The sequence below is a fragment of the Exiguobacterium sp. PHA03 genome, assembly GCF_041945985.1.
GTDB lineage: Bacteria > Bacillota > Bacilli > Exiguobacteriales > Exiguobacteriaceae > Exiguobacterium_A.
Genome location: NZ_JAUTYQ010000001.1, coordinates 478,657 through 490,304 on the forward strand (window position 1 = coordinate 478,657; position 11,648 = coordinate 490,304).

At 42.0% G+C, this 11,648-nt stretch carries 13 protein-coding genes; 9 read left to right on the top strand and 4 right to left on the bottom strand.

All coding sequences use genetic code 11. From position 1 onward, the window contains the following. Positions 1-4: 4 nt before the first annotated feature. Positions 5-274 (top strand): hypothetical protein, encoded by a 270-nt coding sequence (locus Q7C19_RS02435; RefSeq protein ID WP_035408622.1) that lies wholly within the window; start codon positions 5-7, stop codon positions 272-274. A gap of 83 nt (positions 275-357) precedes the next feature. On the opposite strand, the gene Q7C19_RS02440 is transcribed toward Q7C19_RS02435, so the two are convergent. Together Q7C19_RS02440 and Q7C19_RS02445 are read right to left on the bottom strand one after the other, a co-directional pair. After that, positions 358-1,323 (bottom strand): DUF4003 family protein, encoded by a 966-nt coding sequence (locus Q7C19_RS02440; protein ID WP_368915238.1) that lies wholly within the window; start codon positions 1,321-1,323, stop codon positions 358-360. Between the two features lie 54 nt (positions 1,324-1,377). Then, positions 1,378-1,893, bottom strand: coding sequence for a DUF1836 domain-containing protein (locus Q7C19_RS02445; protein ID WP_035408615.1), 516 nt, complete (start codon positions 1,891-1,893; stop codon positions 1,378-1,380). Between the two features lie 112 nt (positions 1,894-2,005). On the opposite strand from Q7C19_RS02445, the gene trhA reads away from it, so the two are divergent. The 8 genes from trhA to Q7C19_RS02485 all read left to right on the top strand — a co-directional run bounded on the left by trhA (position 2,006) and on the right by Q7C19_RS02485 (position 10,915). Continuing rightward, on the top strand, positions 2,006-2,653 hold the full coding sequence (trhA, locus tag Q7C19_RS02450) for a PAQR family membrane homeostasis protein TrhA (RefSeq protein ID WP_053453003.1): 648 nt from the start codon (positions 2,006-2,008) through the stop codon (positions 2,651-2,653). 120 nt (positions 2,654-2,773) lie between these two features. Then, positions 2,774-4,498, top strand: a complete 1,725-nt coding sequence (locus Q7C19_RS02455; protein WP_375091506.1) for a M3 family oligoendopeptidase — start codon at positions 2,774-2,776, stop codon at positions 4,496-4,498. 42 nt (positions 4,499-4,540) lie between these two features. Further along, positions 4,541-5,239, top strand: a complete 699-nt coding sequence (gene rpiA / locus Q7C19_RS02460; protein ID WP_214729552.1) for a ribose-5-phosphate isomerase RpiA — start codon at positions 4,541-4,543, stop codon at positions 5,237-5,239. A 21-nt stretch (positions 5,240-5,260) separates the two neighbouring features. Next, positions 5,261-5,521, top strand: coding sequence for a hypothetical protein (locus Q7C19_RS02465; RefSeq protein ID WP_035408609.1), 261 nt, complete (start codon positions 5,261-5,263; stop codon positions 5,519-5,521). 256 nt (positions 5,522-5,777) lie between these two features. Beyond that, entirely contained in the window at positions 5,778-6,827 is a 1,050-nt protein-coding gene (locus Q7C19_RS02470) for a LytTR family transcriptional regulator DNA-binding domain-containing protein (RefSeq protein WP_308101278.1), read from the top strand. A gap of 122 nt (positions 6,828-6,949) precedes the next feature. After that, positions 6,950-7,798 carry an ABC transporter ATP-binding protein gene (locus tag Q7C19_RS02475; RefSeq protein WP_035408605.1) on the top strand — a complete coding sequence of 283 codons (849 nt, stop codon included), beginning with the start codon at positions 6,950-6,952 and terminating at the stop codon, positions 7,796-7,798. Between the two features lie 20 nt (positions 7,799-7,818). Next, positions 7,819-8,505 (top strand): ABC transporter permease, encoded by a 687-nt coding sequence (locus tag Q7C19_RS02480; protein ID WP_231925719.1) that lies wholly within the window; start codon positions 7,819-7,821, stop codon positions 8,503-8,505. A gap of 1,855 nt (positions 8,506-10,360) precedes the next feature. Further along, entirely contained in the window at positions 10,361-10,915 is a 555-nt protein-coding gene (locus Q7C19_RS02485; protein ID WP_375091507.1) for a hypothetical protein, read from the top strand. 143 nt (positions 10,916-11,058) lie between these two features. Here Q7C19_RS02485 and Q7C19_RS02490 read toward each other — a convergent pair whose 3' ends face one another. Next, positions 11,059-11,463 carry a DUF350 domain-containing protein gene (locus tag Q7C19_RS02490; protein WP_214729562.1) on the bottom strand — a complete coding sequence of 135 codons (405 nt, stop codon included), beginning with the start codon at positions 11,461-11,463 and terminating at the stop codon, positions 11,059-11,061. Between the two features lie 13 nt (positions 11,464-11,476). Continuing rightward, a complete protein-coding gene (locus Q7C19_RS02495; RefSeq protein ID WP_197026221.1) occupies positions 11,477-11,644 on the bottom strand; it encodes a hypothetical protein in 168 nt (55 codons plus the stop codon). Positions 11,645-11,648: the final 4 nt, after the last annotated feature.

Below are 11,648 nucleotides of genomic sequence, written 5' to 3' on the forward strand. Positions count from 1 at the left end.
CCAAATGGCTGATCAACATGATAAAGAGACGGACCCGATTACTTCAGGAAACCGGATGACGAAGGATGAGATTGCCGGACGGGACCCGCAAGACAATACGGAGGTTCCGGAAAAATCGAAGGATGAAAAAGAAACGAAGCATCAAGATCAAGAAGCTGAGAAAACAGAACGACCAGATGACGAAGCTTCAAGTGAAGAGGCACCCGATTTGTCGCATGCTTCTGATGAAGATGGCGATGTCGAGCCATCCGATGAAGAGAACCAACAAGGTTAAGAATGACTAAAATAAAGGGCAATCGATGTCCGGCAGAAATGCCACACGTCGATTGCCCTTTTTAATGTATTATTTTTAAACGGTTACTCGCCACTCCCACCGCCATCACTTCCACCATCGAATCCACCGTCAATTCCGCCATCTGTCGCATGTGACGTATCGGTCAAATCAACAGGGAAGAGCAAGAACGGAGTCGCATCGGCGCTATCCGGCGGAAGAATCGAAGATGGGAAGAGTTGTTGCAGGATCGTTTGTTGACTCAAGTATAATCGGATCGCCGTCAAATAGACCAAGTCCCTCCGGTACTTAAAACGTAAATCGGAGCGTAACGTCTCTGCCATCTGTTGGAGTGCCGAAGCATGAATGTTGGGGTCGCCGAGTAGTGCAAGCATTCCGTGGAATGACAGCGGGACATGATGCTTACGATGTAATTTACGGGACGACTCCAATTGCGCGATATAACGATCCCAATCGTCCTCTGGTAATAAAGAGAATAACAAGGCGACGATATACGTCTGTTGAGCGCGACCGAAACGTCGTTTCAGTCGTTGATAGACTGCTTCAATACGCGAAGCGAGTTCGTCTAAATCACCGCGTGTCGCAGCGTGAAAATAGACGAAGGAGGTCAACAGCGGTGATACGATGAAACGATGCTGTTTTTTAAGAAGAGTGTATAACTGAACGGTCCGCTCGAGTACCGTGTCTTGTGGAGAAATACGACTAATGAACAGCGCAGTGGAGTAGGCATTCAGGGGATGCGACAAACGATGAGATTTAAAATAGCCGTGAAGCGACATCATCTCGGCGATGCGGCTCGGTGCATGGGCGTCAAAAGCATGGATTTTTGAAGCGAGCAGCAAAGCCTGCGTAGTTTGCGTGCGCAATCGTGTCGTTAAATCGTCTGCTGTCTCAAGTAACGTGCTTGCGGATACCTGCTCCGTTCCGATCGTCCGGTCAAATGCCAATTCGATGAGAATACCGTCCTGATACGTTCTGAATTCTGGTGCGATATGATCCAGTTGTCGCAAGAAAGTCGTCGCCATCTCCATGACTGTTCCTCCTCTGTTTTTTCTTATAGTGTATCACGCAGTGAAAGCGTTATCTTATTTTTTTAGTTGGGTATCGATCAATTGTTCCGCTGCACGCCGGTACAGATTACTCATATGAGCCAGCGCTAAAATCTGTTCCAGTGGATCGGTCGTCGAGGCGGTAAGAGCATCTTGTTCGGTGATGAAACGGGCTGTATTTCGTTCTGTCAGTTCAAGGTAAGTGCGATAAAAGTCTTCCAGATCGAGTTGATTCTGTTCGATGCCTTCGTTCAAGGGCGTTAGGATCGTCTTGATATCGTTAATCGAAAACGAACTTTTCAACTGATAAATCAAGCTAATTAAAATCAAGTGCTCCTTCGTATACTTTTTATTCGTAACCGGAAAAAATAATTTTTTTTTGGCATAATTGTTGATCATCGTCTTCGTCAGGATTGTCTCATCCGCATTCCGCGTCGTTTCCTCGAATGTTCGCTCAAACAGTTGGATGACTTGATCCATATAAAGATCAATGTTCGGGATATCTGCGAGCTGTAATTGACGATCATGTCTCGTGTCGTCAGAACGTGTCATAAAAAAACCTCCAAAATCGTTAAAATAGGACTTTCTACTTCTTCATCATATGATAGAATATGTATATAACGCCATGTAGTATTCAAAACTACATATCAGGGGAGGAACAAAAGTGAAAGCTTATATGAGAGAACCGATTAATGGATTAACACATCTGGGAGGGGCTGTCTTTGCTTTTGTCGGATTACTCGCACTCGTCATTAAAGCATCGTTAGAACGCGGAGCATCACTCGCCATCGTCGCAGCGATTATTTTTGGGGTCAGCATGATGGCACTCTATGCTGTTTCGGCAACGTATCATATGGTCCTTGCGAGCGACCGGGCGATTGCGATCTGGCGACGATTGGATCACTCGATGATTTATTTGTTGATTGCCGGTTCCTACGCACCGTTTTGTCTTGTCAGTCTGAATGGTCCGACGGGTTGGGTCTTGTTTAGCATCGTCATGTTGATTGCTGTTTCCGGAATTACCTTCAAATTAGTCTGGTTCAACAGTCCACGCTGGTTATCGACGACGCTCTACATCGGAATGGGCTGGATCATGGTGTTTGCGATCACACCACTCGCGCAAGTCTTATCACCGCTCGGCATCGGTCTATTGTTCCTTGGTGGTATCTTCTATACGATCGGTGGCATCATCTATGGACTCAAGCCGCGTGTCTTATCGTTTAAACATCTCGGATTCCATGAAATCTTCCACATCTTCGTACTACTCGGTAGTCTAGCGCATTTCCTATGTGTCTACTTCTTCGTGTTATGATGATGTCCTCCTTTAGTCAATGACTGAAGGAGTTTTTTTGTATCTATATGGAAAATACAGGAGAAATCGAGTGTCCTCACGAATGAAAGAACGGAAAGATCACGAAGAGGGGGAAATCACATGCAACACACACGATGGCAATTAGAAACACTCTATACGATTGATGACGTCAAAGCAGGCATCGCTTCCATACAAACAGCATTGTCGAATCGGCCGATTGATGTGGCAGAACAGGTCGAGCGTTATCAGCAAGTCGCGCGCGACGTCGAGGAATGGAGCGACTTCATTTATTGCCTGTACGCTGAAGATGTCACGCGTGTTGAAGTCCATCCATTGCTTGAAGAGATCGAAGTCGTCCAAGCGATGGTGCGCAGTGAAGTGGCAGCACTCGATACAAAGATCGCAGCACTGTCTCAAGAAGAGTGGGAAGCGCTCGTTACGGATTCACCGTACGCCTTTTTCTTAAACGAACGCCGTGACATCCAGTCCCGTCGTGCACCACTGGTTCAAGAACAATTGTTACAGGATCTCGGTGTGGATGGATTTCAGGGCTGGGGACAACTCTACGATCAGCGCTTCATGGCGTTACGGGTCGACTTGAACGGAAAGCAGGTCACGATCGGTCAAGGATTGCATGAAGCGATGTTCGCGCCTGATCGTTCGGCTCGTCTAGCGGCAGCAACTGCAGTTGACGTCGCTTGTGCCAAAGAAGCTGATTTGTTTGCGACGATCTTGAACCGGATCTCCGGCTTCAGATTGCAATCCTACAAGATGCGGAACTGGGAGCAACCATTGACAGAGTTGCTTGAGCAGAACCGGATCTCAGAAGCGAGCTTAAAAGCGATGATCGAAGCACTCGATCAGCACCGAGACCTCTTTCACGCCTATTATGCCCGCAAGATTGCCCAGGCAGAGCAGGTGACGGGAGAATGGCATGATTTTGAGACGAATACGTATCGTTCCGCGCGGCATGTTCCGTTTGAGACGGCACAGGCGATCGTAAGCAAACAATTCAAACAGTTGAATCCAAAGCTCGGTGCTTTTGCTGAAAACGTGTTTAACGAGGGATGGGTCGATGCGGAGAATCGTCCCGGAAAAGCGGAAGGCGGATTCTGCGCTGCCTTTCCGATTGCAAAAGAGAGCCGGATTTTCATGACGTACCGTGACAGTTATCCAGACGTCGCGACACTTGCTCATGAATTCGGTCATGCCTATCATAATTATGTTCTGCAAGATGAACCGTATTTAAACCAAGTCAAAGGAACGAGTATCGCGGAGACGGCTTCAACATTCATGGAGAATCTCGTCCTCGATGCTGCGATCAAAGAGACGACGGAGCGCGAGGAAGTACTTGCTCTCCTAGAAGTCAAGATTCGAGAGGGGCTGAAATATGCCAGTATCGTTCCCGGAATGTTCCGTTTCGAGCAACGTTTTTATGCGGAACGTCAGCATGGTACGATCAATGCTGAAAGGTTGAGTGAACTCTTACAAGAGGAAGAGCGCTTAGCTTATGGTCCAGTGCTGCCTGAACCAGCGCGCTACAAATGGATGTACATCAGTCATCTGTTTAATCCGAACCTTGCGTTCTACAACATTCCGTATACGATCGGTTATCTGCTTAGCAATAGTCTTTATCAGACGGTTCAAGCGGATCCGAGTCAATTTTCGACAGTTTTTGATGCCGTCATGCACGATTCCGGTCAAGCGACGATCGATGAAATCGTTAAACGTCACCTCGACGCCGATCCAACATCTATCGCGTTTTGGGTCGAAGCTCAGCAACCGCTCGTCCAGGCGATTGAGCAGTATCTGTCGTTAACGGAATCCTCTCTCTCCGTCGATTGAAGACGAATCGAAACGGGAACAGAAAAGTAGGGAGGGATGCGGATGTATGAACAGGAGAAACAATTAGTCGCTGAGGCAGCACTAACTTACGTGAAGGATGGAATGATAGTGGGTCTTGGGACGGGTTCGACGACGGAACGGTTTATCAAGGCGCTTGGTCCACTCGTCCAGGCTGGACTACAGATTCGTGGCGTGGCGACGTCGCTTGCGACGGTAAAGCTTGCTGATCAGTTACAAATCCCATTGATTGATCTGGAAGAGGGAATGGAAATCGATGTGACAGTTGACGGAATTGATCAAATCGACGGTCAGTTTCAAACCATTAAAGGCGGTGGCGGTGCACTATTTCGTGAAAAAATTGTCGCCCTGATGAGTCGCGAATTGCTCTATCTGACCGATTCCTCGAAGTTCGTCCATCATTTAAGCGGACCGTTACCGGTTGAATTGGATCCGTTTGCCTTACCGTATGTACGACAACGGTTGCGTGATAAGCATGTCTCCGCAACGTTGCGGCTGAAAGACGATCGTCCCTTCATTACAGATGGAGGTCACGTGATTCTTGACGTTGATGTATCAGCCATTTCGGACGTTCGATTATTCGCAAAAGAAGTGAAGAGCTGGTCAGGAGTGCTTGAGACCGGTTACTTCGAGCGACAACCCGATCATGTCCTGACGGTCGAAGAGGGAAAGGTCAAACGCATCGCGCATCCTCGCCTGCGTGACGGTGGTGGGTTGGTTTAAGAAAAGAAAGAAGGAAACCGTATGGGCTTGAAAAAACGGTATTTATTTGGAGCTGGCATCATTGCCGGAACGAGTCTACTTTTGTTAAGGAAGCGGGAACAGGGCACACAAACAGATGCACTACGTGAATATTTAGCGCATCTCGATCAGGATCCGAGTCCAGATGCTACGAAGGACCCGGATGAGGTCGGATTGACGAAACTCGATTCCATCTATCGAGCTGAGTGGCAAGCGAATGGGTTCCCGCGTTCGCGGGTGGAGCTAGAAGAGCTTGAAAAATAGTAAAAGCAGCGAAAGTGTTTTTTTCTGTTAGTTGAAAAAGTATTTAAAGGATTCTTTAAACGGCTTAAGTTCGTTATTTAAACGGACCTAAGCTGTTTTTATTAACGTCTACAGTAATAAATCATAGATAGCTGTAACACATTATATTTAGTTATTGTTCTAGTATCCTCTATTTTGTAATCCTAAATTATGTAATTTTTATGATAAGGTGGATGTATATTTTTAAGGGGGAATTCATTCCAGAGGGGGAACTAGAGTGACTTTATTTGTTAATGAGCTTAATTACATAGATCAGAAAGATCAAACGACAGTACTCGAAAAACTTACGTTTTCTATTTCTCCAGGAAAGTCATTGGCGATTAGTTCTAATATTACCCATCGTCAGCTAATAATAAAGATACTTGAAGGTCGTATCCTCAGTACAAATAAACATATTCAAGTAAACAATCATCACCCAGGAAATACTGTACAATATCGTTCGTCAATCAGTTTCTATTATGAGCATCCATATACATACGATAGATTAACCATCATGGACCATATTACTTTTTATAAAAAATTGTATAGCAGTTCAAAATCGATTTCAGAAACACTCGAAGTTACACAATTAAACGAGATAGCAAAGAAAAGAACAAACAAACTAGATCGTTCCCAAAAGAAACGTCTGCAACTCGCAATTCTTATTTTACAAGATACACCGGTGGTCGTTTTTGATGAACCGGATCAAAACATTGATCAATATACGAAGAATATTCTATTCAAAGTTATCGAATTATTGCTACAGGAAGAAAAGTGTCTCCTAATACTGACAGGAAGTACGGAAAGTGCAATTACTTTGTCCGAAGAATCTTATGTATTAAGTAGTAGTGGGCTTACACGCATCAATACAGAAATTGAGGAAGAAGAGAACGCAATCTCAGATAATGATGAAGAGATCAATGGACTTGAAAAATCCACTCCGTTTTCGCCTCTCGAACTGAATAAGATCGTTGCCAAACTTGAACGTAATCTTATTTTACTGGATATAGATGAGGTCAAATTTTTCGAGAGCGCATCGGGAAATGTTCAAATTCATGTGGCGGATACGATGTTACCGGGTCTATATACAATGAATGAGTATGAAACAACTCTTCAGGACCGGCATTTTTTCCGATGTCACCGTTCCTATCTCGTTAATCTGAAGAAAGTACGCGAGATTGTCACGTGGACACGGAACAGTTTTAGTCTGGTTCTCGACGATCGTACTGAAGTGCCCTTATCTAAGAATAAAATACACATTCTTAAAGAAATGCTCGGCATTAAGTGACGATCTTCTAGCAAGCTAATTACTCTTTTCATAAGCTTATTAACTCCATTCATCGTTAAAATAGTGCGATGTATAGCGCTCTCTACTATTCTAAGGTTAGAAAACGAGAGGAGAACTATACTATGGAAAAGGTAATCGAAATTGAATCATTGACGAAACACTTTTCAGATAAGACGGCTCTTGACGATTTAAGTTTCTATATCAAGCAAAAAGAAATTTTCGGGCTACTTGGTCCCAGTGGCTCTGGTAAAACTACCATGATCAAAATATTGACTGGTCAAATGAAACCGTCCACGGGTTCAACCAGTTTACTTGGAATTCCCTCTGAAAAACTCAAACAAAAGAACACTTTTCAGAAAGTAGGTATCATGACAGACAATAGTGGTCTCTACGATCGCTTGACGGTAAAAGACAATTTAAAGTTATTTTGCAAAATTTTTTCTGTCTCTGAAAACCGTATTCATCGTGCACTGGAGTTAGTCAATTTAGGTGATGAGCAGAATAAGAAAGTTGCCTTACTTTCGAAAGGGATGAAACAACGGGTACTGCTCGCTCGAACTTTTTTACATCAACCCGAAATCTTATTCTTAGATGAACCTACTTCTGCGTTAGATCCTGTCAACACTCAAGCCATCTATTCTGCCCTTAAAGATATGAATCGAGACGGTGCGACGATTTTCTTAACGACTCACGATATGGTAGAAGCGGACACCCTTTGCGATCGTGTCGCCTTCCTAAATCGTGGTCATATCCAGTTGTTGGGATCACCAAAATCGATCAAACAGCGTTTTGCTGATCAGACGTTGACACTCGAATCATTAGACGGCCTAGAACACGTTTTCGAATCGAATGAGAAAGATGCTCGTCATATCTATGAAATGTTACGTACTAATCAGGTTGTATCTATCCATTCTAACGAACCGACTCTAGAGGATGTGTTCGTAAAAGTAACAGGGAGTGACCTCAGATGATCTTTTCAATCAATCGTACAATGGCCATTTTTCAGAAGGATGTAAAAGACGTGTCAAGAAACGTATTTGTCGGTACGACACTGCTAGTACCTATCTTGATGGCGATTGTCTATAAGAATATTGGCGAAGTGACGTTAGAAATTCACTACACCGTCATCAATTTGACATTCTCTTCAGTAGCAGCATTCGTTCAATGCACATTGATTGCAGAAGAGAAAGAGAAGAACACGTTACGAAGCTTGATGCTGTCACCTGCCTCCACTCTAGAGATTCTAGGTGGCAAAAGTATATTGACTGCACTGATCACACTCTTCACCATAGTCATCAGTGCCGTCATTACGGGTTATGCTCCGTCACATCCTTTCATCATAATAATTGGACTTCTCGTCTCTTGCTTGTTCTACCTTGCCTTAGGGACACTTCTAGGATTGATGACTTCCTCTGTGATGGAAGCTTCTGTCGCTGTATTACCTGTCATGTTTTTATTCGGATTCGGAACGTTACTCCAGCAGGTTTCTGATAAATATCCGTTACTTTCGATTGTCGATTATTTGCCGAACTTACAACTGTTAGAGCTAGCTGAAAAGGTTGAGAATGGTGCCTCTTTCTCTTCGCTATCCATTAATCTAATCGTTATTTTGATTGCTGGTATATTATCTAGTGCTTTAGTCTTCATGATCTATCGAAAGAGAACATTAAAAGATTAATAGTCATTACAGCACAGAATACAAAAATCGATGGGGGTAAGAAATGATGAAAAAAGTACTATTAGCAATTGTAGGTATGATTTGTGGCACACTTATCATGTACGTCATTCAGAATGGGTTATAAACCGTGTTCTCATGGATTGTAGGCAAATTTGTAGGAGTCATTAATAGTAATCCAATAATATGAAAGTGGAAACAATCATGCTGAACCGTGAGGTGGATATGTGAATAAAGGACTATTAATACGATGTTATATTGCTTGTTTTATACTGTTTATCACGACAATGCTAATTGGTCGCTATGAACTCAACACAAATATTTTTATGATTTTAACATTTGGAGTTATTCTGCTCGTACTTAATTTACCTATCCGGCAGTTGGATCGGTATAACAGACAATCCTTATCTTACTGGGCATTTGTTTTCAAAATGATAACAGGTGCTATTTTAGCGGCTGTTGTATGTTTTTTCGTTATGGTGATGATTACTCCGTAAAATCATTTTACGTATCTATTCATTACAACGATGTTTGAAAAGCTTATCATGTACTGTGCAGATTGAATTCGTTCCTTACTCGAAACATTCATCTCAATAGCGTTAAAATGACCTGATTGCTACATCAGGTCATTTTAACGCTATTATTTTATTCTAATAAAAGCCCAGAGATGAGTACAGTCGCACATACTAGGAAAGACCAGATTAATATGTTTCTAAGTCGAATAGTTGCGATGTCATAGGTTACAAATAATATCATATAGATACTAATCGAGAGTGTTTTTACAAACGTGCTATATGTGGCACTATCTTTAAGTATAAAAAGCACGATACTTACTATAACAATAGATAAATTGACACCAATTACTAGTACTCGAAAATTTGGTTGCTCTACTTTTTTTGTAAAGGAAATAAGGATCGTAAGACTTGCAATAGCAAGATTGGTATACATTAGTATTTCGTTCATACTGTCTCCCTTAGTTAGATTTCATCGATAATTAACAAAATTGAATGTTTGACAACACTTTAGGTACAACGATATAAGATGCAGTCTTTAATTAATATATCATTTTCATCCCATAGACATCTAAGGATTCTAGTTTATTGAACGACACATTGGAAGGGAGTCATTTATTAGACGTACAAAGGAAGAGTCTTGACCGCGATTTAAAAGAGAACTATCTTACTTTAAATATTAAAAAAAGTGAAAAACAGCACTCAAAATCTCTTTTCCTAAAGCGCGGTCTGGTAAGATGTGGATTGTATCAATCATGATTCAAGGAAAAACATTGTTTTCGAAAGGAGATTCATTGAATGAAAACCTTTTTAAACATCAACATAGCTAGCTTTTTATATGCCATCGCTTTATTTGTTCCATTACAATTCATGCTAAATATCAATCGAATCATAAGACTTACTGATATGTCTTCAAGTATGTTTTGGACTCTGAATATCATGATCGGATGCATCACTCTAACCAGTATTCCATTTTTAATTAGACGGATCACCTTCAAGTCCACTCTACATAAGTCATTTGAACGAATCATCTGTCTTTCCTGGTTCGTCTATTTTGTTTTATTCACATATCTCATAAGTAGGATTATTCCAGTCACGAATGAGGGAGACATGCCAAGCCCTGGTTTAGGCTTCATTTTAATCACCATTGTATTAACGTATCCACTTTTTGTAATAGTTTCTAAATTTCTTATCGTGGATCAAAAGTCGATGAAGGATTGAAAAATTAGCAATTTGAAAGAAAGGAATGATGTTATGAGGAGTCTACTGCTCCCGAACATTTTTTACAGATCTTAATAGAAGGATGTAAGATACATAAAATTCCATAGCATTAAGGAGAGCGTATTTTGAAAAAACGATATTTATATTTCTATTCGACAGTCATTGTATTAATCGGGGGAAGCTTGTATTCGTATCAAGCAGGATATATCCCTTATACAACACCTTATATAGATAAAGAGCATGAGAAGTTGATGGATGCTAAGACCGTCAATTCAGTCAATCGAAAAGACTACATCGATAGATCGATGCGAGATATGGCTAACTTTGCACCTTATTCGACGGGTGATTCCATTACAAAGAATGTGACCATGAATGAACTGAGGTCGAAGATTGATACGATGCACCACATCGAAAAATCTTTCCAATTCAAGTCGAATGATCCAGAATCAGAATCTTTACGGAAAGTAGCAAAGAACTATACTTCTTATATCGAGGCGCTCGAATATGTTGCGAGCAACATGCATGGTAAGGAGTCGATGAACATCGATCAAGTAAACTACTTGAAGAGCGTTTGGAATGAGGTCGTCACACCTGCACGTCATATAAAAGGTGAGGTCGGTCGTTCACAAGAAGGCGAAGCCGTCATGTTTGAAAAAGAGATCACCACAGTCTGGTCCTAATATGTTAAGAGCTAATTGATAAGAATGTAGTAATATATAAGATATATCTCTATGAGAAATCCCTTCTTTTTAATACGAAATAAGTAGTTGATTATAAACTAAACAGCCCTAGATCAATGGATCCAGGGCTGTTTTCATGCGTTTTAATATGTAAGCGACCCAGCAATGATCAAACCGATCGAAATCGATAAGAAGAGGAGCAGCAAGCCGACTGCTTCGTTGTTCGCATCAATCTCTTTTGTCATGCTTAAACGTGGAATCAATAAATCCGCGAGATAGAACAAGACGATTTGTAAGACGATTGCGAGTGCACCCCATAAGACCATATCGAGAATACTGACGGAGTTCGAGATACTCGAATAGAGGACGATGGCGAGACCAAGAATACGTCCACCGAATGCATAAACGGCCGCTTTCTTACCATTACGGATTAATTCCAGTTCCTTTGATTTCGTCGTTACCTCGAAGAGGACGACACCAATTGCAAGGAGTACGGTCGCGACACCGATATAAGTAAGGGTCGAGAGGAATAAGTCACTGAATGTCATGTTGGTACCTCCATCATGATTTTTTATTTTTTTTGCGTTGTTCGTATGCGACATACAATTCAAGCAGTGCTCCGACGAGAATGCCTGCTGATACATACAAATAGAAGTTGTCACCAATGAATCCGAACACGAGTCCTAAGAGAAGACCGATCAGGATATAAGGACCTTTTGTTAACTTCATATCA

Excerpts from the sequence above, each read along its gene's own strand:
- Q7C19_RS02435 (WP_035408622.1), top strand. The coding sequence starts at position 5 with ATGGCTGATCAACATGATAAAGAGACGGACCCGATTACTTCAGGAAAC.
- Q7C19_RS02440 (WP_368915238.1), bottom strand. The coding sequence starts at position 1,323 with ATGGAGATGGCGACGACTTTCTTGCGACAACTGGATCATATCGCACCA.
- Q7C19_RS02445 (WP_035408615.1), bottom strand. The coding sequence starts at position 1,893 with ATGACACGTTCTGACGACACGAGACATGATCGTCAATTACAGCTCGCA.
- Q7C19_RS02455 (WP_375091506.1), top strand. The coding sequence starts at position 2,774 with ATGCAACACACACGATGGCAATTAGAAACACTCTATACGATTGATGAC.
- rpiA (WP_214729552.1), top strand. The coding sequence starts at position 4,541 with ATGTATGAACAGGAGAAACAATTAGTCGCTGAGGCAGCACTAACTTAC.
- Q7C19_RS02465 (WP_035408609.1), top strand. The coding sequence starts at position 5,261 with ATGGGCTTGAAAAAACGGTATTTATTTGGAGCTGGCATCATTGCCGGA.
- Q7C19_RS02475 (WP_035408605.1), top strand. The coding sequence starts at position 6,950 with ATGGAAAAGGTAATCGAAATTGAATCATTGACGAAACACTTTTCAGAT.
- Q7C19_RS02480 (WP_231925719.1), top strand. The coding sequence starts at position 7,819 with ATGGCCATTTTTCAGAAGGATGTAAAAGACGTGTCAAGAAACGTATTT.
- Q7C19_RS02490 (WP_214729562.1), bottom strand. The coding sequence starts at position 11,463 with ATGACATTCAGTGACTTATTCCTCTCGACCCTTACTTATATCGGTGTC.
- Q7C19_RS02495 (WP_197026221.1), bottom strand. The coding sequence starts at position 11,644 with ATGAAGTTAACAAAAGGTCCTTATATCCTGATCGGTCTTCTCTTAGGA.